20 protein-coding genes, 1 tRNA gene and 2 pseudogenes are annotated in these 23,877 nt (G+C 65.7%); 11 read left to right on the forward strand and 12 right to left on the reverse strand.

The window, feature by feature from the left end; translation table 11 throughout:
- Positions 1-24: 24 nt before the first annotated feature.
- On the reverse strand, positions 25-1,209 hold the full coding sequence (locus tag TV39_RS17145) for a MarP family serine protease (RefSeq protein WP_043483819.1): 1,185 nt from the start codon (positions 1,207-1,209) through the stop codon (positions 25-27).
- Between the two features lie 259 nt (positions 1,210-1,468).
- On the opposite strand from TV39_RS17145, the gene TV39_RS17150 reads away from it, so the two are divergent.
- Positions 1,469-2,146, forward strand: a complete 678-nt coding sequence (locus TV39_RS17150) for a Crp/Fnr family transcriptional regulator (protein WP_011693220.1) — start codon at positions 1,469-1,471, stop codon at positions 2,144-2,146.
- A 259-nt stretch (positions 2,147-2,405) separates the two neighbouring features.
- Here TV39_RS17150 and TV39_RS17155 read toward each other — a convergent pair whose 3' ends face one another.
- From TV39_RS17155 to TV39_RS22175, 3 genes are read right to left on the reverse strand one after another with little or no spacing between them, the layout of a single operon-like run.
- Positions 2,406-3,317, reverse strand: coding sequence for an NUDIX hydrolase (locus tag TV39_RS17155; protein WP_043483822.1), 912 nt, complete (start codon positions 3,315-3,317; stop codon positions 2,406-2,408).
- Between the two features lie 15 nt (positions 3,318-3,332).
- Entirely contained in the window at positions 3,333-3,902 is a 570-nt protein-coding gene (locus TV39_RS17160) for a RidA family protein (RefSeq protein WP_043483824.1), read from the reverse strand.
- A 2-nt stretch (positions 3,903-3,904) separates the two neighbouring features.
- Positions 3,905-4,060 (reverse strand): DUF4177 domain-containing protein, encoded by a 156-nt coding sequence (locus TV39_RS22175; RefSeq protein WP_011693223.1) that lies wholly within the window; start codon positions 4,058-4,060, stop codon positions 3,905-3,907.
- Between the two features lie 37 nt (positions 4,061-4,097).
- Between TV39_RS22175 and TV39_RS17165 the strand changes: the two genes are divergently transcribed.
- The 5 genes from TV39_RS17165 (at position 4,098) to TV39_RS17185 (ending at position 11,350) form a co-directional block, all read left to right on the forward strand.
- Positions 4,098-6,407 carry a transglycosylase domain-containing protein gene (locus TV39_RS17165; RefSeq protein ID WP_043483954.1) on the forward strand — a complete coding sequence of 770 codons (2,310 nt, stop codon included), beginning with the start codon at positions 4,098-4,100 and terminating at the stop codon, positions 6,405-6,407.
- A 7-nt stretch (positions 6,408-6,414) separates the two neighbouring features.
- Positions 6,415-7,359: a metallophosphoesterase gene (locus TV39_RS17170; protein WP_043483827.1), complete on the forward strand. Its 945-nt coding sequence runs from the start codon at positions 6,415-6,417 to the stop codon at positions 7,357-7,359.
- Positions 7,360-7,521: 162 nt separating this feature from the next.
- Entirely contained in the window at positions 7,522-9,339 is a 1,818-nt protein-coding gene (locus tag TV39_RS17175; protein ID WP_043483829.1) for an ABC transporter ATP-binding protein, read from the forward strand.
- The gene (locus TV39_RS17180) at positions 9,336-11,168 is read left to right on the forward strand and encodes an ABC transporter ATP-binding protein (protein WP_043483832.1); all 1,833 of its coding nucleotides are present in this window, start codon (positions 9,336-9,338) and stop codon (positions 11,166-11,168) included. Before TV39_RS17175 ends, TV39_RS17180 begins: the two co-directional genes overlap by 4 nt.
- A 105-nt stretch (positions 11,169-11,273) precedes the next feature.
- Positions 11,274-11,350, forward strand: a tRNA-Pro gene (locus TV39_RS17185).
- 68 nt (positions 11,351-11,418) lie between these two features.
- On the opposite strand, the gene TV39_RS17190 is transcribed toward TV39_RS17185, so the two are convergent.
- Both TV39_RS17190 and TV39_RS17195 read right to left on the reverse strand, forming a co-directional pair.
- Positions 11,419-11,763, reverse strand: a complete 345-nt coding sequence (locus tag TV39_RS17190; RefSeq protein ID WP_043483841.1) for a hypothetical protein — start codon at positions 11,761-11,763, stop codon at positions 11,419-11,421.
- A gap of 100 nt (positions 11,764-11,863) precedes the next feature.
- Complete coding sequence (locus TV39_RS17195) at positions 11,864-12,094, reverse strand: hypothetical protein (RefSeq protein WP_043483844.1); 231 nt, start codon at positions 12,092-12,094, stop codon at positions 11,864-11,866.
- A 131-nt stretch (positions 12,095-12,225) separates the two neighbouring features.
- On the opposite strand from TV39_RS17195, the gene TV39_RS17200 reads away from it, so the two are divergent.
- The gene (locus TV39_RS17200) at positions 12,226-13,500 is read left to right on the forward strand and encodes a helix-turn-helix domain-containing protein (protein ID WP_043483846.1); all 1,275 of its coding nucleotides are present in this window, start codon (positions 12,226-12,228) and stop codon (positions 13,498-13,500) included.
- Positions 13,501-13,522: 22 nt separating this feature from the next.
- Here TV39_RS17200 and TV39_RS17205 read toward each other — a convergent pair whose 3' ends face one another.
- Together TV39_RS17205 and purD are read right to left on the reverse strand one after the other, a co-directional pair.
- A complete protein-coding gene (locus tag TV39_RS17205) occupies positions 13,523-14,476 on the reverse strand; it encodes a phosphoribosylaminoimidazolesuccinocarboxamide synthase (protein ID WP_043483848.1) in 954 nt (317 codons plus the stop codon).
- 1 nt (position 14,477) lies between these two features.
- Positions 14,478-15,794, reverse strand: a complete 1,317-nt coding sequence (gene purD / locus TV39_RS17210) for a phosphoribosylamine--glycine ligase (protein ID WP_043483850.1) — start codon at positions 15,792-15,794, stop codon at positions 14,478-14,480.
- 90 nt (positions 15,795-15,884) lie between these two features.
- On the opposite strand from purD, the gene TV39_RS17215 reads away from it, so the two are divergent.
- Genes TV39_RS17215 through TV39_RS17225 form a run of 3 tightly spaced genes read left to right on the forward strand, consistent with a single transcriptional unit; the run spans position 15,885 to position 18,933 of the window.
- Entirely contained in the window at positions 15,885-17,462 is a 1,578-nt protein-coding gene (locus TV39_RS17215; RefSeq protein ID WP_043483853.1) for a molybdopterin-dependent oxidoreductase, read from the forward strand.
- Between the two features lie 36 nt (positions 17,463-17,498).
- Positions 17,499-18,515: an asparaginase gene (locus TV39_RS17220; protein ID WP_011693233.1), complete on the forward strand. Its 1,017-nt coding sequence runs from the start codon at positions 17,499-17,501 to the stop codon at positions 18,513-18,515.
- 1 nt (position 18,516) lies between these two features.
- A complete protein-coding gene (locus tag TV39_RS17225) occupies positions 18,517-18,933 on the forward strand; it encodes a sterol carrier family protein (protein WP_043483856.1) in 417 nt (138 codons plus the stop codon).
- 129 nt (positions 18,934-19,062) lie between these two features.
- Here TV39_RS17225 and TV39_RS17230 read toward each other — a convergent pair.
- The 4 genes and pseudogenes from TV39_RS17230 to TV39_RS17245 form a co-directional block, all read right to left on the reverse strand.
- Positions 19,063-19,974, reverse strand: a pseudogene (locus TV39_RS17230) (cation:dicarboxylate symporter family transporter); the annotation flags it as partial.
- An 82-nt stretch (positions 19,975-20,056) separates the two neighbouring features.
- Positions 20,057-20,836, reverse strand: coding sequence for an SDR family oxidoreductase (locus TV39_RS17235; protein WP_043483859.1), 780 nt, complete (start codon positions 20,834-20,836; stop codon positions 20,057-20,059).
- A gap of 42 nt (positions 20,837-20,878) precedes the next feature.
- The gene (locus tag TV39_RS17240) at positions 20,879-21,622 is read right to left on the reverse strand and encodes an aspartate/glutamate racemase family protein (protein WP_043483862.1); all 744 of its coding nucleotides are present in this window, start codon (positions 21,620-21,622) and stop codon (positions 20,879-20,881) included.
- Between the two features lie 40 nt (positions 21,623-21,662).
- Positions 21,663-23,231, reverse strand: a complete 1,569-nt coding sequence (locus TV39_RS17245) for an NCS1 family nucleobase:cation symporter-1 (protein WP_043483865.1) — start codon at positions 23,229-23,231, stop codon at positions 21,663-21,665.
- A 310-nt stretch (positions 23,232-23,541) separates the two neighbouring features.
- On the opposite strand from TV39_RS17245, the pseudogene TV39_RS17250 reads away from it, so the two are divergent.
- Positions 23,542-23,877 (forward strand): annotated as a pseudogene (locus TV39_RS17250) (pyruvate dehydrogenase (acetyl-transferring), homodimeric type); the annotation flags it as partial.

Here is a 23,877-nt window from a genome sequence, read left to right on the forward strand (position 1 = left end):
AGCGCCGCATACGGGTGCCTGCCGTTATTTCTGGATGCACTGCCCGGACGAAACAGGGCTGCTCAGCCCTGGCGCCTGGGCAGCCACGGGACCGAGGTCATCCATGGTGATGGCAAAGCCCAGATCGGCATCCGAGGTTGCCTTGGCGAAGATCACACCGGCCACCTGGCCTTCGGTGGTCAGGAGCGGGCCGCCGGAGTTGCCCGGCTGGACATCCCCGGCCAGCCGGTACACGTCTTCGGGTGCCGCATTGCTGCCGTAGATGTCCGGAACGAGGACGGTGGCGATGTCCTGCACCGTTGCCGGTTTGGACTGGAACGGACCGCCGTGCGGGTAGCCCGCGAAAGCGGCCGGGCTGCCGGCCGGAAGGTCGGCGCTCAGCTGGAGCGGGGACGACGGCAGTCCGTCCACGGCGAGGACCGCAAGGTCATGCTGGCTGTCGAAGTAGACCACCCGGCCGGGCATGGCTCCCCCGCCGGGAATCTCCACCACCGGCTGCGACACGCCCGCCACCACATGGGCGTTGGTCACAACGCGCCCCGGCGACACCACAAAGCCGCTGCCGGTCTGGTTCTGGCCGCACTGGTAGGCGGTGCCTGCGATCTTCAGGACGGACTCCGCTGCCCGGTTCAGCGCCGGCGTGTCCGTGCTGGCGTTCGGAATGGCCACCTGCTGGCCCTGCCCCAGTCCTTCGATAAGCGTGGGGATGCCGTCACCGATCACGGTTGAGCGCAGTTGCGCCACGGCCGCTTTCACCGGCACCGGCGTCAGTCCGTCAATGAAGCGGATGACCTTGGACTCAGCCAATTGCTGCGACACGAACGGCACGCCCAGTGCGCTGATGCTGAAGGACAGCATGGACATGACCAGGGCCGCCACCACCACATTGACGCCGCCGCCCACCAGCCGGTCCATGGCCCGCAGCGGCTGGATCCGCACGGCGCTGCGGATTTTGCGGCCGATCATGGTTCCCAGCGCATGCCCCAGGACAATGAGCACGACGGCAGCGGCCACAATCGCGGTGAGCCGCCAGCCGCTGTCCTCCACGAGGTTGCTGACGACCGGCACGGAAACGAAGGCGGCCACGGCGCCGACGATAAACCCGGCGATGCCGCCAAGGGTCACCAGGAAGCCATTGCGCAGGCCGTAGATCAGGTAGGACAGCAGCACCAGGATCAATGCCAGGTCCAGGATGGTCAAGCCGAACACACGGGCTCCTCACAAAACAGGTAAGCCCTAATTCTAGGGGCGGACCCTGACAGTTTGCCGATGAGGTCCGGCGCCGCAGCAACCGGCGATATGCCCGGCAAACCCCGGCCCCGCCGTCGGAATCTGCCGTGTATGGGCCCCGGAAGGGCCTCAAAGGCGCCGTTTCAGGCGTTTCGCGTGCCAAGTACGTCACAGAACCTTCAAAATTCTGAAACAATGGCTGAAGCGCCCCAGCCGACACATTTACTCAGGAGATTTCATGGACATCGAGGTATTGCGCCGCGCACCCCTATTCGCCACGCTCGACGACGAGGCATTCCGCCTGCTCACGGACGAGCTCACGGAGGTGGACCTGTCACGCGGAGCCTCGGTCTTCCGCGAAGGCGACCAGGGTGACCAGCTCTACTTCATCGTCTCCGGCAAGGTGAAGCTGGGCCGTACGTCCCCGGACGGCCGCGAGTCCCTGCTGGCAATCCTCGGCCCGGGCGAGCTCTTCGGCGAAATGGCCCTCTTCGATCCGAGCCCCCGCACTGCCACGGCAACTGCCGTCTCGGAAACCCGCCTGGCCGGCTTGAAGAACGAAAGCCTCAACGCCCTGCTGCGCACCCGCCCGGAGGTTTCCGCGCAGCTGCTGCAGGCGTTGGCCCGCCGCCTGCGCCGCACCAACGATTCGCTGTCCGACCTCGTGTTCTCCGATGTGCCGGGCCGCGTGGCCAAGGCCCTGCTGGACCTGGCCGACCGCTTCGGCCGCCCGGCAACCGACGGCGTCCTGGTGGCCCACGAGCTAACCCAGGAAGAACTGGCCCAGCTGGTGGGCGCCTCCCGCGAAACCGTGAACAAGGCCCTGGCCGAGTTCGTGCAGCGCGGGTGGCTTCGACTGGAAGCCCGCGCCGTGGTCATCCTGGACATGCAGCGTCTCCGCCAGCGCTCCCGCTAGGTTTATCTGCGTCCGGCCCGAGGCCGGCATTCTCTGCGTGCTGCTCCTTCGTCGCTTTGACGCACGCCTCCGTATGCCGAACCTCGGGCCTTTCTGTGTTTCCGGCCCCGTTCACGTCTCGAAGTTGCGACGACAAATGAGACAGCGTCGCAGAAAAAGCGGCAACAACTGAGAGAGCGTCGCAGCAAAGGCGAAAACAACTGAGAGAGCGTCGCAGCAAAGGCGAACCCAGCCGCGGCGCATAGCGGCACCGAGCGAATTACCGCTCGCGCTGCGGCTCTCCCGCCACCGTCTTGGCTGCTTCGACTTCGAGCATCAGCTTGCCGTCTTCTTCGACAAGCTTCGGCTGGTACACGTGGGGCTTGCGCTTGTAGCTCAGGTAGGCGATGCACCCGTTGGCGGCAGCCATCTTTTCGAGCATGATTTCGGAGCCGGGCACCAGCAGCTGGCCGAGTTTCAGGCCCACGGTGTTTTCCTGGCCCACTTCGTCGCCGAGCGCGGTGGTGTCGCGTTCGGCAATGACTTTGCTGGCGCAGACCCAGCGTCCCCACACGCCTTTGCTTCCCAGCAGGGTGGGCTGCTGGTTCACGGGCACGGTGGCGGCAAAGTAGCGGGTGTTGAAGCGGCGGTGCGCAAAGTCGGGGCTGAGCCAGTTGACCAGGGGTTTGAGCAGGTCGGTGCGGATGGACAACCCGCGCTTCGCCAGGACGTCCGTGAAGGATTTCTCCTGTTCGGCGACGGCAATCCGGGCGCGCATCCATTCGGGGGTGGAGGTTGCTTCCACTGTGGTGGAGAAGTCCGGGCCGGCGAGGAGGACGCCGGTTTCTTCGAAGAGTTCGCGGATGGCACCCACCACGTGGCGGCGCGCCAGCCCGACGTCGTTCGTTCCCATTTGTTCCGCCCAGTGCTGCGGCGTGGGGCCAAGCCAGCCGACGGCGTCGTCATCCGAGGCTTCCAGGGAACCACCGGGAAAAGCCAGGACGCCCAGAGGGGATGAACCCGGGCGGTAGCCCAGCCAGGTTTCGAGTCCCGTGGGTGAGTCACGCAGGAGGACAACGGAGGAGGCCAGGCGTGCGGCGCGCGGGGTCCGCTCGCCGTGTTCGAGCCAGCTTTGTGCTGCCCCCTCAAGATCGGGAGGCAGCACAAACAAGCGACGGGCTAACTGGGGCAAGGGAAGTGACCGGCCTTAGCTAAATTCGGCGATCAGTTCGACTTCGACCGGCGAGTCCAGCGGGAGCACTGACACACCGACGGCGGACCGGGCGTGCTGGCCCGCGTCGCCGAGGACCTTGCCCAGGAGTTCCGATGCGCCGTTGATGACTCCCGGCTGTCCGGTGAAGGTGGGGTCGGAGGAGACGAAGCCCACCACCTTGACGATCCGGGTGATGCGGTCGAGGTCGCCGATCACGCTCTTGACCGCGGCCAGGGCATTGACGGCGCAGACAGCGGCGAAGCGCTTGGCGTCCTCGGGAGAGACGGTGGGTTCGTCCGCGTAGCCTTCGGTGCCCGTGGACACCTTGCCGGTAGCTTCGAGTTTGCCGTTAATAAAGGGCAGCTGGCCGGACGTATAAACATGGTTGCCGGAGATGACGGCCGGAACATAGGCAGCCACCGGGGCTGCAACGTCCGGAAGGGCCAGTCCCAGCTCAGCCAGGCGCTGTTCGACGGCGGAAACCGGTGCTCCGTGTTCCGCTCCGGAGGCCGGATTTTCAGCGTGGGCCGGGGCTTCCGGCGCCGTGCCTGCAGGGGTTGTCATAACTACTGCTTCTCCCTCTTAAGGTAGGCAACGAGGCCGTTGCCGTCAGGACCGGTGACTACCTGGACGAGCTCCCAGCCGTCCTCTCCCCACTGGTCCAGAATCTGCTTCGTGGCGTGAATAATGAGCGGAATCGTGGCGTACTCCCATTTGGTCATGAGCTAAAGACTAGTCCTTGCCGGTAAAGTGGAAAACATGGCGACTGGTAAGAACCCTTTATTCGACACGGCCACCACCCTCGGAAAGATCCTCGCTTTCCTTGGCGTGAGCGCTATTTGTGGTGTCCTGGTGGCGGGCCTGCTGGTCCCTGCGGCAGCTGTCTCAGGCAGCACGGCAAGCGGCTCCATCGAATTCTTCGACACTCTCCCGGCGGAGCTGCAGGTTGATCCGCCCAGCCAGTCCACCAAGATCCTCGCCTCCGACGGCAGCGTGATCGCCAACCTCTACGCCGAAAACCGCACCCGCGTTTCACTGGACCAGATGTCGCCATACATCAAGGACGCAGTGATCGCCATTGAGGACAGCCGCTTCTACGAGCACGGCGGCGTAGACACCACGGGCATCATGCGCGCGCTGGTCAGCACCGCCCGAGGCAACAAGCAGGGCGCGTCCACCATTACGCAGCAGTACGTGAACAACGTCATCAATGCGTCGCTGGAAGCTGAAGGCAACACCGAAGACATCAAGCTCAACGGCGTCAACAAGGGCGTGGGCGACAAGCTCCGCGAGATGAAGCTGGCCATTGCCCTGGAGAAGAAGTTCACCAAGGAACAGATCCTCGAGGGCTACCTCAACATCGTGTTCTTCAACCGGGATGCGTACGGCATTGAAGCCGCTTCCAAGTTCTTCTTCAGCACCACAGCGAAGGACCTCACCCTTCCGCAGGCTGCCCTGCTGGCCGGCGTGGTCAACAGCCCGTCGTTCTACGACCCCATTACCAACCCTGAAAACGCCAAGAACCGCCGCGACCTGGTGCTCAAGTCCATGTACACGCAGCACAAAATCAAGCAGCCCGAGTACGAAGCAGCGGTCGCCGCCCCGGTGGAAACCAAGGTCACCCCGGCCCGCCAGGGTTGTGCCTATGCGTCCACCGCCCCGTATTTCTGTGATTACGTCCTGCACCTGCTGCTGAATGATCCGGCCTACGGTGCCGATGCCACGGAGCGCGAGCGGAAGATCTTCCGCGGCGGCCTGACCATTACCACCACCCTTGACCCCAATGCCCAGAACGCGGCGCAGGCCCAGGTTGATGCGTCCGCCGGCGCCAACCCGGACAAGTGGGGGGCCGCGGTGGTTTCGGTGCAGCCGAACACCGGCAAGATCACCAACATGGCGCAGAACACCGTGTGGTTTGCCGGGGATGGCAAGTTCGACAGCCAGCTCAACTTCAGCGTGGACGCCTACGACGCCAACGGCAACGACCTCAACGGCCTCGGCGGTGCACAGCCCGGTTCAACCATGAAGCCGTTCACGTTTGCCGAATGGCTCAACGAGGGCAATTCGATGAACACCCTCCTGAACGGCGCGGTTCGTCGCTATCCACAAAACTTCCCTTGGAAGAACACGTGCGAGACCCCGACCGTTGGCTGGTACGACAGCACCAACGGCGATTCGAAGGACCTGCAGAACGCCGAGGAGGGCTACTACCGTTCCATGACGGTCCTCGACGGCCTGGCCAACTCAATCAACACCATGACATTCGCCACCGCCGCCAGGGTGGACCTGTGCGGAATCCAGAAGGTCGTGGATGCCGTGGGCCTGCACGAAGGCCTTCCGCAGCGGGACTCCGAGGGCAAGATCACCAACCCGAACCCGCCCATCACGATGACGACGATTGGTAACCTGCTAGGTTCCAGGCAGACGTCGCCGCTGGCCATGGCAAGCGCCTTTGCCACCTTCGCTAACGACGGCAAGTACTGTGCCCCGATCGCTATCACTTCGGTGACAGACCAGACCGGCGCCCAGCTGCCGGCCCAGTCCACGAATTGCCGCGATGCCCTCAAACCGGAAGTCGCCCGCGGCGTGAACTACGCCCTCCAGGAAGTCCTCAACCGTGGTTCCGGTTCGCTCATCCAGCCCCGGATTTCCACCAAGACCAACTTCCCCATCGCGGCCAAGACCGGTACGTCCAACAACAACGGCTCAACCTGGGTGGTGGGACACACCACCGGCCTGGCCACCGCTGCATGGTTCGGTGACGCCCTCGGCGACCAGGGCCGCGCCGGCCAGAACGTCACCGTCAACGGCAAGTTCTACACCGGAATTGACGGTTACATGATCGCCGGGCCGATGTTCTCGAACTTCATGTCGCAGGTCGCGCCCGCTTACGGCACCAACCCCTTCACGGCTCCGCCGTCCAACATGATCAGCGGGACGCCCACTCGGCAGACCACCCCGAGCACGCAGGGGACGCAGGGCAGTGCACCGGCACCCGCGCCGGCACCCACAACCGCAGCCCCGGCTCCGGCGCCCAGCAACAAGGACAACGGGAAAGGCAACGGGTAGCGCACCGATGGGGGACAAAACAACGCTGGCAAGCCGCGCCCGAAGCATCGGACGCGGCTTTGCCGTAACCGCAGCAGCCGGCGCCGCAGCCGGACTGGCAACGGCAGGCTACGGGCTGTGGGAAAAGAACCAATTTGTCCTGCGCGAGGAAACCCTGCCCATCCTTCCTGCAGGTTTCGGCCCGTTCCGGGTCCTTCACCTGAGCGACATCCACTTCGTCCCCGGGCAGAACCGGAAGGCGCAGTGGCTGTCGTCCCTTGCGGAGCTGGAGCCGGATCTGGTGGTGAACACCGGGGACAACCTGAGCCACGTCAAGGCGATCGACCCGCTGCTGGAGGCGCTGGCACCCCTCATGGATTTTCCCGGCGTCTTCGTTCCCGGCTCCAACGACTACTTCGCACCCGTCCTCAAGAATCCGGCGTCCTACCTGCTGGGGCCTTCAAAAGCCCAGAAGAAGCCCGTGGAACTCGACTGGCCGCGGCTGCGCTCCTACTTCGGGATGTCCGGCTGGGTGGACCTGACCAACCGAAACCAGTCCTTGGTGCTGAAAGGGCTGCGCTTTGACTTCTCCGGCGTGGACGATCCGCATCTTAAGCTGGAGCGCTATGCCGGCTGGCCCCGCGGAACAAGGGGGCAGGACAACACGCCGCACCTGCGCGTGGCGGTTATCCACGCGCCGTACCAGCGCGTGCTGGACCATTTCACCGAGGACGGCGCGGACCTGCTGCTCGCCGGCCACACGCACGGCGGCCAGATCTGCCTGCCGGGTTACGGCGCCCTGGTGGCCAACTGCGACATCCCCACCTGGCGGGCCAAGGGACTCAACGACTGGGAAAGCAACGGACGCACGACGCCGGTCAACGTCTCCGGCGGGATCGGCACCTCCCGCTTCGCACCGGTACGCATCGCGTGCCGGCCGGAGGCCGTGCTCCTGACGCTGACAGAGCGCTGAGCGGCAAGTTTCGAAAAGGTCAACCACCGGGGTAACCATTACAGAACGCAATGACTGGGCAAGATCCCCGCGCCCCGCGGAATCCTGTGAACGGCGTCACTCCATGGCATAGGGTAGTTGCTAAAGGAAACTACATTCGCAGTTGAGCTTTAAGAAGCGGGCATGGCCAAGCAGACTCCATTCTTCACGTCAATCAGCCGACTCTACCCCCATGTGAGGCCGATCATCCCCCGGCTTCTTATGGGGTTAATGTGCGCCCTCCTGGCTAGCATCGTGGCCCTGGCCATCCCCCAGGTACTCCGGGTGCTCATCAATGATTCGCTCCGGCCGGGCGGCGCCACGGACGCCGTGTGGGTCGCTTCCCTGATCATTCTGGGCCTGGGCATCGCCGAAGCCGGGCTGGTTGCCCTCCGCCGCCAGTTCGTCATCAACCCGGCAACCACTGTGGAAACCCGGATGCGGGTGTCACTCTATGGGCATCTGCAGGACCTGACGGTCTCTTTCCATGACCGCTGGGGATCCGGGCAGTTGCTCTCCAGGGCCATGACGGACCTGAACTTCCTGCGGCGCTGGATGGCGTTCGGTGCGATCATGCTGGTGGTGACCACCCTGACGGTGGTGATCGGCGTCGTCGTCATGTTTGCCATGAGCTGGCAACTGGCACTGATCTTCCTGGCCGCGGCCGTGCCCATCATGATCTATGGTTTCCGGTTCCGGACGCGGTTCAGCAAGGTGGCCCGCCGGAGCCAGGACCAGGCCGGCGACCTCGCCACCACCGTCGAGGAGTCGGTGCACGGCATCCGCGTGCTCAAGGCGTTCGGCCGCAGCCGTGAAGCCCTGGAGAACTTTAACGAACAGGCCGAGGAACTCCGCCAGACCGAGATCGCCAAGGCCAAACACCAGGCCACCTTCAGCATGGTGGTTACCCTGCTCCCTGAGCTCGCCCTCGGCGCCGGGCTGGTGGTGGGCATCATGCTGGCCGCGGACGGCCAGCTCAGCATCGGTTCGCTGGTGGCGTTCTTCGCCACCGCAGCCGTGGTGGCCGCGCCGGTGGAATTCAGCGGCATGCTGCTGGCCATGGCGTTAACTGCCAAGACGGCAATAGACCGGCATTTCGAGGTCATGGACGCACCCAACACCATCACCAGCCCGGAGCAGCCCCGGGAGCCCGCTCAGCTCAAAGGCGCGCTCAGCTTCAACGCGGCGACGTTCGCCTTCGAGGACGCACCGGACAAGCCGATCCTCAAGGACGTCAGCCTGGACGTCCGCCCCGGCGAGACCATGGCCCTCGTGGGCATCACCGGCAGCGGCAAGAGCGCACTGCTGCAGCTGGTCCCCCGGCTCTACGACGTCACCGCCGGCTCCATCACCATCGACGGGGTGGACCTGCGCGGGTTCTCCGTCGAGCAGTTGCGCACCGTGGTGGGGGTGGCTTTCGAAGACACCACACTGTTCTCCAACTCCGTCCGCGACAATGTGCTGCTCGGAGCAAGCGAGAAGAGCCAGGAGGCGCTGGAGGAAGCCCTGGACGTTGCCCAGGCACACTTCGCCTACTCCCTTCCGGACGGCCTGGACACGCTGATCGGGGAGGAGGGCCTCAGCCTTTCCGGCGGCCAGCGGCAGCGCATCGCCCTGGCCCGCGCCATCGCGGCGAAACCCAAGGTACTGGTGCTCGACGATCCCCTGTCCGCCCTGGACGTCAACACCGAAGAACTCGTCGAAGCCCGGCTGCGCGAGGTGCTTGCCGACACCACCACGCTGATCGTCGCCCACCGTCCGTCAACCGTGGCGCTGGCGGACCGGGTGGCGCTGCTCGAAGACGGCCGGATTGCCGCCGTCGGCACCCATGCCGAGCTGCTGGCCCACAACGAGCACTACCGCTACGTGATCGCCAGCCTGGAAACGGAACCCCGGGATCTGGATTCCGAACTGTCTGACCTCTCAGAACTAGAGGACGAGTCCGAGGAGATTTCCCGATGACCACCGCCACCTTCGGCACCGCCAACGAGGACAACGCGCACCTGAGCAAAAGCGAAAGCAAAACAGTACGACGGCGGTCGCTCGCCTTGCTGGGGTCCCTGATCCGTCCCGTCCGGCTGAGGTTCTGGCTCACCATCGCCATGGTGGTCCTCTCACAGGCCGCCCGGGTGGCCGGACCGGCGCTCATCGCCTTCGGAATTGACCACGCCCTGCCGGCACTCCAGGCCGGGGACAACATGCCGCTGGTCCTCACCGGCGCCGCGTACCTCGCCGCGGCGGTCGCCACCGCGGGCCTCACCGCACTGTACGTGACCTCAACGGCCAAGCTAAGCCAGGCGATGCTGCTGGACCTGCGGGTCCGCGTCTTCCGGCACACACAGCGGCTGAGCCTCGAGTTCCACGAGAAGTACACGTCCGGCCGGATCATCGCGCGGCAGACCTCTGACCTCGAGGCCCTGCGTGAACTCCTGGACTCCGGCGTCAGCTCGCTGGCCTCCGGGATGCTGTTTATGGTGTTCACCGCCATCACGGTCTTTGCGCTGGACTGGCGCAGCGGCCTCATTGTGTTGGCCGCGGGCGTGCCCATGTACTTCCTGGCGCGTTGGTACCAGAAGCACTCCCAGATCGCCTTCCGCGAGTCCCGGGTGGTGTCCGCGCGCCTGATCGTGCACTTTGTGGAGACCATGACTGGCATCCGGGCAGTGAAGGCCTTCCGCAAGGAACGCGAAAACGCCGAGCGCTACGGCGAACTGTCCGAGGACTACCGCAAGGTGACCGTCCGGTCCATCAACCTCAACGGCGTCTTCCAGCCGGGACTGGTGCTGATCGGCAATGTCTGCGTGGCCGTGGTGCTGCTGTTTGGCGGTTTCCGCGTGCTGGGCGGTGACCTCGCCGTGGGTGTGCTGCTGGCCCTGATCCTGTCCACCAAGCGCTTCTTCCAGCCGGTGGACCAGATGGCCATGTTCTACAACTCGTTCCAGAGCGCCCAGGCAGCCCTCGAGAAGGTCTCCGGCCTGCTGGAGGAGGTTCCCACCGTGCGGCCTCCCAAGAACCCCGTAGCGCTCCGCGACGCCCGCGGCACCATCGACTTCAACGGGGTGGAGTTCCGGTACGGCGACGGACCGGTCGTCATCCCCACGCTGGACCTGCACATACCGGCCGGGCAGATCGTGGCCCTCGTGGGCCAGACCGGTGCCGGCAAGTCCACGCTGGCCAAACTGATTGCCCGCTTCTATGACGTGTCCGAGGGGTCGGTGACGCTGGACGGCGTGGACCTGAGGAGCCTCACCACCCCGGACCTGCGCCGGAACGTAGTGATGGTCACCCAGGAGGCCTTCCTGTTCAGCGGGTCCGTGGCGGACAACATCGCCCTGGGCCGTCCGGAAGCCTCGCGCGAGGAGATCGAGGAGGCCGCCCGCGCCGTCGGCGCCTACGAATTCATCATGGAACTCCCTGAAGGCTTCGACACTGACGTGAACAAGCGCGGCGGCCGCGTCTCGGCCGGCCAGCGCCAGCTCATCAGCTTTGCCCGGGCATTCCTGGCCCGCCCGGCAGTGCTCATCCTGGACGAGGCCACCTCCTCGCTGGACATCCCCTCGGAGCGCCTGGTCCAGAGCGGGCTCGCCAGCCTGCTGGAGGGCGTGGCAGGGCACGACGCCGGGCGCACGGCCCTGATCATCGCCCACCGGCTGTCCACCGTTGAGACGGCCGACCGCGTCCTGGTGGTCCACGACGGACGCGTGGTGGAGGACGGCACCCCGGAGGAACTGATCGGCGGCGGCGGAAGGTTTGCCGAGCTGCACGGCGCATGGAAGGACTCACTCGTCTAGCTTTCGCGTTGCTTCGCGGCGCCGTTCGGCCAGCCAAAGGGACGCCGATTTCACATGGGGGCAGGAATCGGATACTCTTGTGAAGTTGCTTTTGAAGCAACGGATCGGGATGTGGCGCAGCTTGGTAGCGCGCGTCGTTCGGGACGACGAGGTCGCAGGTTCAAATCCTGTCATCCCGACCAAAAGCAAAGAGGGTCTTCCATTCGGAAGGCCCTCTTTGCTTTGCCACCTCCCGACTGCGGGCCCAGTTTCAGAGGCTGTCGAAAGTGGTTCTCTGGCCGGCCTGTCCATCGCCCAGCAGGGGAATCCCGGGACGGTTGGAGCCGTCGTCCTCCAGGTAGTCCCCTCGCGTTTCGTACGTCCGGACCTGGTCCACGTACCGGTGCCGGAGCCACAGTCCGTAGCCAAAGAGCACCAGTGCCTCAAGCAGTGACGCGATGCCGACGATCCCCCACACCAGGGTTCCGGCGTCGGCCGTCCCGCCGAACACGGCGGCAATCCCCGACCCCGCCACGGCGGCCACGATCAGCGACGTGCCCGCGACGGTCCAGACCGCATAGGCACGCCTTAAGTCATTCGATTCCCTGCGCTTCATGACACTCCCCTTGCGTCGTTTGAGCAAAAAAAATGCCCCGGGACATGGTTCGCGCATGCCCCGGAGCCTGTGATCCCTTGCGGGAGGTTGTACTTGCGGCCTACATCGGGTCCGGCCAGTTGCCAATGTAGGACGGGAAAGACATGGGGTCCGGCCAGTTGCCGATGGCCTGGGCAAACTGCATGGGGTCCGGCCAGTTACCGATAGCGATGGTGCTTCCCAACTGATCCGCCCAGTTGCCGATCGGACCTGCAGACATCACTGCGGGGGCTGCGGCTGAAAATGCCAGTGCGCCAGCCAAGGCGGCGGCGGCTGCGATCTTCTTCAACATTAGGTTTCCTCAATACGAGTCGGATTCGTTACAAAGTCAGCACTGCCCTTGTTGACATACATTGTAAAATGTTTTCCACAGAGACTGTCAAGCATTTGGTATAAAGACTGTCCGGAATAAGGAGGAAACCCGTGGGGAACGGATTCGGGGAGAAGCTCCGCGCCGAACGACTCGAACGTGGGTTGACGCAAGCAGAACTGGGAAAGGACCTTTATTCTCCCAGCTACATCTCCCTCTTGGAAACAGGTCGGCGTGAACCCACCGCCGATGTTATCGAAGAGTTAGCCCGCCGGCTCGAGCTGGCCCCCAAAGCATTGGAAGCCTGGAGCCAGCCCATCTCCGTCAGCGACGCCGAGTACGTCCTGGCCGGGCTCTACGCACGGCAGGCCTGGGACCTCCGGGACTACCCGCTTGCGGCCGCCCACGCCGCCACCGCCGCCCAGATAGCCCTCGAGGGCAAGAACACCAGCGCCTGGTGGAACATGACCTACATGCAGGCCGAGTGCCTCATGAAGCAGGGCCAGCTGCAGGAATGCCAGAACATCATGCAGCACCTCCTGGAGCACCCCATGGCCACGGAGTCAGCCGGTCTGGGCGTGCGCGCCCGCCAGATGCTCGCCGCGGTGTGCCACGGACAGGGCCAGCTGGCCACCGCCGTCGAACATGCCCAGAAGGCCGTGGAACTGTGCGCCCAGCTGCCGAAAGGGTCAACGCTGATCATCGGCGCCCTGCGCGCACTCATCGGCGCGCTGGCCGAAAGCGGCCGGCTGGACGAAGCCTGGACCTACTGCCAGGCCATGAACGACCAAATGGACGACCAATCCATCTCGCAGCTCGCCGGCGAGGTTGCCTGGGTGATTGGCAACGTGGCCTTCATGCGGCATGACTATCCCGAGGGCATCAAGTACCACGAACGCGCCGCAAAGCTGCTCTCGCCCGCCAATGATATCGAGCTGTGGGCCCGCTTCAACAAGGCCTCCGCCGCAGTGCGGCTTTCCTCGGGCATCGTGGAACCGGAGACCCTCTCCGCCATCGAGCGCGCCGAACTGGCCCTGTCCATCGTGGGCGGAAACAAGACGGACCAGCTGGAAGTGGCCTTCATCCGTGCGCGCTGGCTGTACCTCACGGGGGACATCCCGGCAGCGGTGGCGAAGCTGCGCGAGATCCACGCCGAGCGGAAAGCCCTGGCCCGTCACACGGCGGGCGAAGTCTCGCTCCTGCTGGGGAAGTCGCTCAAGGCTGCAGGGGAATCCGACGAAGCCCTGGTGCTCCTCGAGGAGGCGCAGCAGGAATTCAGCGCCGCCGGCGCCTCCGACCGTGTCCAGCAGGCCATGGATGCCGTGCTGGAGATCAAGCTCGCCCAGCGGCGCGCGGCCGCGGCCCAGGCCGCTGCCGAGGCCAGCTAGGCGAACCCGGCCTCAACATCAGTCAGGCGAATTTCCGCCCGGTGAGCTTTTCGTACGCTTCAACGTAGCGGCCGCGCGTGCGGCTCACCACGTCCTCCGGCAGCGCCGGCGGCGGCACGTCCGAGGCCCGGTCCCAGCCGGACTCGGCGGACGTCAGCCAGTCGCGGACGTATTGCTTGTCATAGGACGGCTGGGACTTGCCCGGCTCATAGGTGGCCGCGTCCCAGAAGCGTGAGGAGTCCGGGGTGAGGACCTCGTCGCCCAGGACGATGGCGCCGGTAGACACGTCGAAGCCGAACTCCACCTTGGTGTCGGCCAGGATGATGCCGCGTCCGCGGGCGATTTCCTCGGCCTTGGTGTAGATCTCCAGCGTCAGCTCACGCAGGCGGCCGGCTACGTCCTCGCCCACCAGGCCCACCACGGCGTCGTAGGTGATGTTTTCGTCGTGCTCCCCCACCTCTGCCTTGGCGGACGGCGTGAAGATGGCCTCGTTGAGGCGGGACCCGTCCACCAGGCCTTCCGGCAGCGGGATGCTGCATACCGTGCGGGACTTCTGGTACTCCAGGAGTCCGGAGCCGGTGAGGTACCCGCGGGCGATGCATTCCACAGGGAACATGTCCAGCTTCTTGCAGATCATGGCGCGGCCCTCGACCGCTGCCGGGACGCCGTCCGCCACGGTGGATGCCAGCACGTGGTGCGCGACGTCAAGCTGGTCGAACCACCACAGGCTCAGCTGGGTGAGGATGCGGCCCTTGTCCGGGATTTCGCTGGAAAGCACGTGGTCATAGGCGCTGATGCGGTCGCTGGCCACCACCAGCACGCAGTCCTGGCCGAACCGCTGCGCGAGGGAGTCATCCGCGGGGACGTAGAGGTCCCGCACCTTCCCGGAGTAGACGTGGCGCCAGCCCGGGAGGTCCAGCGTTGCGGTGTCCAGACCGGCCTTGGGAGCCGACTCGAGGGGGGAATTTTCAGTCATGCTATGCCTTCGTCTTCGTCACGGGCAGCGTTCCGGTGGACGGGGCCATGACCTTGATTTCACCGCGGGCCGCCTTGCGTCCGATGTCCGTGCGGAACTGTCCGCCTTCAAGCTGAACCAGTTCCACGCCGTCGTACGCCCGTTCGCGGGCCTCCACGAGGTCGGTTCCCAGCGCAACCACGGCGAGCACGCGGCCCCCGGCGGAGACCACTTTGCCTTCCTCGTCCAGCTTGGTGCCGGCGTGGATGACATGGACGCCTTCCAGCTCGTCAACCTTCTTGAGCCCGCGGATGCGGTCACCGGTCCGCGGGGTGTCCGGGTAGTTTTCGGACGCGACGACGACGGCGACTGCGGTGTCCCTGGACCAGCGCAGCTCTTCCGCCTTGTCCAGTTCGCCCTTGGCAGCTGCCAGCAGCAGCGCACCAAGCGGCGTCTTGAGCCGGGCCAGGACGGCCTGGGTTTCGGGATCGCCGAAACGGACGTTGAATTCGATGACCCGGGTGCCGCGCGACGTCAGGGCCAGGCCCACGAACAGCACGCCGACGAACGGGGTGCCGCGGTGCGCCATCTCGTTGACCGTGGGCTGTGCCACGCGCTCGATGACTTCCTGGACCAGGCCTTCCGGAGCCCACTCCAGCGGGGTGTAGGCACCCATGCCGCCGGTGTTGGGGCCTTCGTCGTTGTCGAAGATGCGCTTGAAGTCCTGCGCCGGGGAGAGTGCCACCGTGTTCCGTCCGTCGCAGAGGACGAACACGGAAACCTCGGGACCGTCCAGGAACTCCTCGATCACCACGGAGCCGCCCGCATCGAAGCAGCTCTGGGCGTGGGCCAGGGCTTCGTCCCGGTTGTTGGTGACCACCACGCCCTTGCCGGCGGCCAGGCCGTCGTCCTTGACCACGTAGGGGGCGCCGAAGGTGTCCAGCGCATCTGCGGCTTCCTCAGCGGTGCTCGCAACGCGCGCCATGGCGGTGGGGACGCCGGCTTCGGCCATGACCTGCTTGGCGAAGGCCTTGGATGCCTCCAGCTGGGCGGCCGCCTTGCTGGGCCCGAAGACCGGGATGCCGGCTGCGCGGACGGCATCGGAAACCCCCGCGGCCAGGGGCGCCTCGGGACCAACCACCACGAGGTCCACGCCCAGCTTGGTGGCCAGGGCAGCCACGGCGTCCGGATCGTTGCCGTCAATGGCGTAGGTGGGGACCAGCTTGCCGATGCCCGCGTTGCCCGGCGCCGCGTGGACTTCGGAAACGTTGGGGTCTGCAAGCAGGGAGCGGACAATGGCGTGTTCGCGGCCACCAGGGCCAATGACGAGTACCTTCACAGTCTCCAAGGGTACTTTGTGCACCCGGTCCGGTCCTAAGCCGTGACCTGCCCCGTCAATCCTTAACGCCGGCAGCTACGAACCCCCGGCATGAAGAAGCTCACGAACTGGCTCAAGGGTCCCACCGCGCTGGCAGCGCTGGCAGGCGTGGCCGCGGCCGCCGTCGTACTTTCCGTTGCGGAACTGATCGGCGCCTTCTTCACGGCGCGGGCAACGCCGCTCATTGCCCTCGGCTCAACGTTTATCGACTTCACGCCGCCGTGGCTGAAGGATTTTGCCATCGCCACCTTCGGCACGAATGACAAGGCGGCACTGTTCGCGGGGATGGGACTGACCATCTTCCTGCTCGCCTGCGTGCTGGGCGTCGCGGCCTACCGGAAGTGGGCGCTGGGCGTAGCCGGCGTCCTCCTGATGGGCGGTGTGATCGTTGCCAGCGTCGTTACCCGGGCCGGGGTTGACCCGCTGGACGCCATCCCGTCGCTGATCGGCACTGCGGCCGGACTGGCGGTTCTGCGCCTGCTGGTCACGCGGCTGTGGCGGATGCGTTCATGGCCCGGCGTCGCCGCGGATCTTGCCGCCAAGGACACCGAACGCCCGGCCACCACCCGCCGCGCCTTCTTCGCCGCCAGCGGGATCACCGCAGTGTCTGCTGCCATCGCGGCCACCGGCGGCCGGCTGATCAGCGCGGCACGGAGCAACATTGCCCAGGCCCGCGAATCACTCCAGCTGCCGTCGCCGGCCAAGGCAGCCCCCGCTGTCCCGGCGGGCGTGCAGTCCGCCGCCCCGGGGGTTACGCCGTGGATTACCCCCAACAACGAGTTCTACCGGATCGACACTGCCCTGAGCGTGCCGGAAATCAACGCCGAGGAATGGGAGCTTCGCGTCCACGGCCTCGTGGAACAGGAAGTCACCCTGACGTTCCAGGACCTGCTCGACGCCAAGCTGATCGAGTCCCACGTGACCCTCACCTGCGTGTCGAATCCTGTGGGCGGCAACCTGGCGGGCAACGCCAGGTGGTTGGGCCTGCCCATCCGGGAGGTCCTCAAGATGGCGCGCCCCACTGAGGGAGCCGACATGGTGCTTTCCACCTCCGAGGACGGCTTCAGCGCCTCGACTCCGCTGGAAGTGCTTCAGGATGACCGGGACGCGATGCTGGCGATCGGCATGAACGGCGAGCCCCTTCCGCTGGAGCACGGGTACCCCGTGCGCATGGTTGTTCCCGGCCTGTACGGATTTGTCTCGGCCACCAAGTGGGTTGTTGACCTGGAAGTGACCCGCTTCGCGGACAGCAAGGCGTACTGGACCGACCGCGGCTGGTCCGAGCGCGGCCCCATCAAGACCATGGCCCGGGTGGAAGTGCCCAAGTCCTTCGCGCAGGTTCCGGCCGGCAAGGTGGCCATCGGCGGCACCGCCTGGGCGCAGACCCGCGGCATCACCAAGGTGGAAGTGCAGATCGACGACGGGCCCTGGACCGAGGCCGTGCTGTCCGCCGAAGCATCGGTGGTGACGTGGCGGCAGTGGTCGTTCGAATGGGAGGCCACCCCGGGGCCGCACTACATCAAAGCCCGTGCCACGGACGGCACCGGCGAGGTCCAGACAGACAAACGCGCCGATCCCGTGCCCGACGGCGCCTCCGGCTGGCAGTCGGTGATGGTGACCGTGCAATAGCCCGGTTTTCCGGTAACGGCACCATAGACTTTAGCCATGCCAGAAAATCCGCATGCCACATTCACCGTGGAGTCCGCCGTCGAACTGGCAGTCGTGGAACGAAGCGGTTTCGTTGAGTCCCGGCACATCGGCTCCGCCGTGGTCCTTGCCGCCGACGGAACGGTGGTCACGCAGCTCGGCGACATCACCACCCCCATCTACGCCCGCTCGGCGCTGAAGCCGCTGCAGGCCCTGGCGGCAATGCAGTCCGGGGTTCCCCTGCGCGGCGCACAGGTTGCTCTGGCCTGCGCCAGCCACACGGGATCCCTGGACCATATGGACGTGGTGGAGGGGATGCTGAAGGCCGCGGGAGTCAAGGAAGAGCAGCTGCAGTGCCCCGCTGCCTGGCCGCAGGACGAGAACGCCCGCCACTGGCTGATCCGGTCCGAACAGGGCAGGTCCAAGCTCGCATTCAACTGCTCGGGAAAACACGCCGCGTTCCTCTGGGCCTGCACGGAAAACGGCTGGGACACCCACAGCTACCTTGAACCCAACCATCCGCTGCAGCAGCGGGTCCGCTCCGCGATCGAGGAGTATTCCGGCGAGCGGATCGCGCACCTGGGCATCGACGGCTGCGGCGCTCCGGTGGCGGCCATCTCCCTGACCGGACTGGCGCGGGCATACTCGCGGCTGGCCAAGGCCCCCGGGGACAAGAACTCCAACGCCCGCGCCGCCACCATCGCCACGTCCATGCTGGACTACCCTTGGGCCGTCCAGGGCAAGGGCGAGCCCAACACGATCGTGATGGACGAACTGGAGATCATCGCCAAGATCGGTGCCGAAGGCGTCCTGGCCATGGCCACCACCACGGGTGTTTCCGTGGCCATCAAGGTGCTGGACGGAAACCTGCGCGCCACCACGCTGGTGGGCCTGACCCTGCTGGCGGCCTCCGGCGCGGTGGACATCCCGGGCGTCTCCAGCGTGCTGGAAAAAGTGGTGGAACCCGTGCTCGGCGGCGGACGGCCCGTGGGCAAGATCCGGTTGGGCCACGCTGTCTCGGCACTGCTGGACTGACATGGCTGTTTCACGTCGACGCATTGATATCGATGAAGGCCGCGCCGCCCTGGCCGCGTGGCTGGAAGCCGCCGGCACGGCGTCAGGCGTTACGGCGCCTGGTGTTACGGCGTCGGGCGTTCCGGCGTCGGGCGTTCCGCGGGCGGTGACCGCGACGGCGGTGCGCTACTCGCTGGAGGAGGTCACGGCACGGGCGCCGGGCAACTCGGTGGAGGTGCGCGTTCCGCCGTTCGGCGTGACGCAGTGCGTGGAGGGCCCGCGGCACACGCGCGGCACTCCCCCGAACGTCATTGAGTGCGACGCCGCCACCTGGCTGGCAATGGTGACGGGGCAGGTGGCCTGGGCCGATGCCGTGGCGTCCGGGAAGGTAGCCGCATCGGGGTTACGGGCGGACCTCTCGGAACTGCTGCCGCTGTAGGTTAGTTGACCTTGGCCGGGAACCCGGTTCAACGCGCAGCCCCGCCCCGGCGTTCCGGGACGGGGCTGCGTTTAGTGCGGTTCTGCGTTTAGTGCGGTTCTGCGGGTTATCCGGTTGTACGGCCGGCGCCTATTCGTGGTTGATAGCGGCCGAGCTGCGCTCAGGCGGACCTGCGTGGCCTCCGGGCCTGCTCATCTGGAATCCGGGGATGTCTTCGGGGCTGGGACCGCCGCGGAACTTCGGCGACGGCGCCTCTCCGCCGCTGATCCGTTCAAGTTCCTGGTCCTCGAAGTCATCCTCGACGCCAAGCATGATGGCCGAGTCGTGGTTGGTGATTTCGCCGCGGAATGCACGGACCATGACGCCGCGGTCGAACTGCCCCTCCCACTTGGAGACAACGAAGGTGGCTACGCAGTTCCCCAGCAGGTTGACCACAACCCGCATGGAATCCATCAGGCGGTCTGCGCCCAGGAGCAGGGCCACGCCGGCAACCGGGAAGATTCCCAAGGCGGCCGCGGTGGCGGACAGCGCAAGGAACGAGGAACCGGGGACTCCGGCCATGCCCTTGGAGGTCAGGAGCAGAACACCGAGGGCGGCCAGCTGCTGGCCAAGGTCCAGGTTGTGGCCGAATGCCTGCGCCAGGAAGAGCAGGGAGATCGAAAGGTAGATCGCGGCGCCGTCGAGGTTGAACGAATAGCCGGTGGGAACCACCAGGCCGGTGGTGGCCCGTGAGCAGCCGGCGTTGGTCAGCTTCGTCATGATGCGCGGCATGACAGCCTCGGTGGAGGCAGTGCCGAGTGCCAGCAGGAACTCTTCACGGGTGTACTTCAGGAAGTGCCAGAGGGGAACCCGGGCAAACCCCCAGGCCACGAGGAACAGCAGCGCGATGAAGACGATGGCTGCGCCGTAGCAGGCGGCGATCAACTTGGCGTAGGTGCCGAGGGTACCGAGGCCGTACTGGCCGATGATGAATGCCATCGCACCGAAGGCACCGATCGGCGCCACCTTCATGATCCAGGACATGATCTTGAAGACAAAATCCGCTGCCGAAACAGACGCCTGCCTGGGGAAACCCCGGCGCACACGTCAGTCTCCGCAGCGGAAAGTGTGGATTGTCCTGCTGTCAGCCACGGCCGATGAACGGCATTCCTGCTGCCGTGATGACCACCGAGCCGACGCTGGCCGTGGGCGGCATGCCTGCCATCAGGAGCACCGCGCGGGCGGCGTCCTGCACCGGGAACGTGGGCTCCACCCGGCGGCTGCCGTCAGCCTGCAGGGCGCCGGAGTCCACGCCGATGGTGCCCATGATGTCCGTGGCCGTGTTGCCGATGTCGATCTGGCCGCACGTGATGCCGAATTCCCGGCCGTCCAGTTCGATGCTCTTGGTCAGGCCTGTCATGGCGTGCTTGGTCACCGTGTACGCCACCGTCCGGGGCCGGGGGGAATGAGCTGAAATGGAACCGTTGTTGATGATCCGGCCGCCCTGCGGCTCCTGGGCCTTCATGGCCCGCACCGCAGCTGCAGCGCACAGCATGGAACCGGTGAGGTTCACCGCCACCACCGCATCCCAGTCGGCCACGCTGATTTCGTCCACCGACGCGGCCGGGCCGAACACCCCCGCGTTGTTGAACAGGACATCCACCCTCCCCCACTTTTGGCGGGCCGCAGCGAAAAGGCGTTCGACGTCGTCGGGCGCCGTGACGTCGCAAGGCACCGCCAGCGCCTGGCGGTGCCCCGCCGCGGACTCCAGCAGCGGCTCCTTACGGCGGCCGGCCAGCACCACTCGGTAGCCTTCGGCCAGCATGAGCCGCGCCACTGCCCGGCCGATCCCGGAACCCGCGCCGGTCACGACGGCGACCGGCCCCGGCCGGTGGGGTGGTACTGGCCGGTGGGTTGCAGTCATTCGTCGCTCCTTGCGTTAATGGCCTGCCCGTCAGGGCCGCGGCTACGGCGCAGCGGGCACATCCGCTGCGGTTATGGGCCAGCCTATGACGGACTTGGGCCGCGGGCTGGCGTAGGTCCGGACTTTGGATGTGGACAGCCCCAGCCGCACCAGGGATTCAGCGATGGTCACAGCCGCCGCCACTCCGTCCACCACCGGGACACCCGCACGCCGGCGGATCTCCTCGTCCAAGCCTGCCATCCCGCCGCAGCCCAGGACAATGACTTCGGCTTTGTCGTCACGGACGGCGATCAGCGACTGTTCGATGATGGCCTCAACGGCCCGCTCCGGTTCCTCTTCCAGCTCCAGGACCGCCATGCCGCTGGCCCGTACCGACGCGCACCGCGCATCGAGGCCGGCCAGCTTCAGCCGGTCCTCGATGAGCGGAACCGCCCGGTCAAGGGTGGTGACCACCGAGTACTTGTGGCCAAGGAACATCGCCGTCGAGGCCGCCGCCTCGGTGATGTCGACGACGGGGACGTCCAGGAGCTCCTGCAGCCCCTCCCGCCCGTGCTCTCCGTACCCGGCCTGGATGACGGCGTCGAACGGCTCCGGATAATTGACCACGGCGTCCATGACGGCAATCGCGGCGAGGTAGCTTTCGAAGTTCCCCTCGCAGGAATCCGCGCCGAACCGCGGCGTGATCCCGACGATCTCGGTACCCGGCGCCGCAATGGACCGTGCCTGGGCGGCGATGGAGTCCGTCATGGACTGCGTGGTGTTCACGTTGGCGACAAGTATGCGCATGGTGGTGTCTTCCGTTTTCGGTGGGGCCAGGTGGTGTTCGTCAGTGGGTGCTGACGACGGCGATGGATTCGCCGTCGACGTCTTCCAGCCGCTGCGAGCGGTCCGCGATGAAGTAGTACACCACTGCGGCAATGCCGGCCGCGAAGAACCAGGCGAAGGGGGCGGCCGCCTCGAGCGCCGGAACGAACGCGATCAGGAGGGCGACGGCGGCTGCCGGGACCAGGGCGATAATCGCCCGGGGGTTGAAGCCCTTTTTGTAGTAGTACGCCCCGGCGGGATCTTCCGTGTACAGCTCAAGTACGTTGACCCGGCCGCGGCGCAGCAGCCAGTAGTCGGCCATGACGACGCCGAACAGCGGGCCGAGCAGGGCGCCGAGGCCGCCGAGGAAGTACACGATCACGAGCGGGTTGTTGTACAGGTTCCACGGCAGGATGATCAATCCGATGGTGCCGCTGACCCAGGCTGCCTTGCGGAAGTTCAGGTGCCTCGGGAAGAGGTTGGTCAGGGCGTAGACCGGGGCCACGAAGTTGGCCATCAGGTTCACGGCGATGGTCAGGATGAGCAGCGCAAGGCAGGCCAGGACCAGGAGGAGGGTATTCGGAATGGTCTGGACAATGTCCGACGGGCTCTGGATGACCGTGCCGTTGATCTTGAACTGGCCGCCGGCCATGACCACCACGATTGCGCCGAAGAGGAGCATGTTGATGGGGATGCCCCAGAAGTTGCCGCGCACCACCGCCTTCTTGGAGACGGCGGACCGGGTGAAGTCGCAGAAGTTCAGAACGAAGGTTCCATAGATGGACACCCACAGGGCGCCGCCGGCGAAGATGGTGCGCCACATGTCCGCCCCCTCGAGGGCGTTGTCAGAAGACCAGGCGATGGAGCCGCCGGCTTCGATAAAGATCCAGACGGCGATGGCCGCCATGGTCACCAGGATGACCGGGCCGGCAAAGGCTTCGTACTTGCGGATCATTTCCATGCCGAAGCTGACGATAATCAGCTGGACGATCCAAAGGAACACAAAGGCGCCCCAGCCCAGTGTGGACAGCCCAAGGATCGAGTTGGAGTCCAACTCTTTCAGCGAGGGAACCATGGCCACGAGCATGACCCGAAGCACCACCGACGCCAGGTAGGTCTGGATGCCGAACCAGGCCACTGCCACAGCACCGCGCAGGAGGCTGGCGATCTGGGCTCCCCTGATGCCGAAGCTGATCCGGCTCATGACGGGGAACGGCACACCGGTCTTGACGCCCATGAAACCCGAGAAGCTCAGGAGGGCGAACAGCAGGACGGCACCGACGCCGAGGGCCAGCAGGATCTGCCAGCCGCCGAGGCCCAGTGCGAAGAGTCCGATGGCGAAAGCATAGTTTCCAAGGCTGTGGACGTCATTGGCCCACAGGGTGAAGATGCTGTAGCTGGTCCAGCGCCGGCCTTCCCGCTTCGTCGGGGCAAGGTCGATGTTGTACAGGCCGGGGCTGATGGTGCGGCCGGACGCGGCGCTCGCTGTTTCGCACAGGGCTCCGACGCCCGTTGCGGGATGGACCGGCTGGCCCGACGACTCTGTCGGGTTGGGAGCCGTTTCGACGCCGACTGATGGGGTCGTCTGCATCTGCTTCTCCAGTTCTAAGGGATGGGTTTGGGGGAAGCCTGGGCTTCCAAGAAAGTAATTCCATAACATGGAAATTAGGTTTTGAGGAGTGGAATAACTCTATGACCTGGGTCACCTTACGGTCAAGGGAGTGGCGCCCCGACGGGTTGTCACAATCGGTCCGCAGGGGCTTTCCGCCCACCCCGGGGACCCGGCCGTGCGGGACCGCCTTGACCACCCGCCCGCTTCTGCATAATCTCGAATGGCAAGAATGTTTTCTCACAATACGAAAACTTAGAGCCCAGACATTCAAAGATGAAAAGAGGCTGCCGTGGCTGCAGGAGAAGATACCTCCCATATCCTCAGCGGGTTGACTAACCAGCTGCCTGATCGTGATCCGGAAGAGACCGCCGAATGGATTGAGTCCCTGGATACGCTGATCAGGGAACAGGGCACCGAGCGTGCCCAGTACATCATGCGCAGTCTCCTGCAGCGTGCCGGCGCCCAGAGCGTCGGGGTCCCGATGGTCACCACCACGGACTATGTGAACACCATCCCGGTGGACCAGGAAGCGGAGTTCCCCGGCAACGAGGAATACGAACGCCGCTACCGGGCCTACATGCGCTGGAACGCCGCGGTGATGGTGCACCGGTCCCAGCGCCCGAAC

Source organism: Arthrobacter sp. SPG23, assembly GCF_000876655.1.
GTDB lineage: Bacteria > Actinomycetota > Actinomycetes > Actinomycetales > Micrococcaceae > Arthrobacter.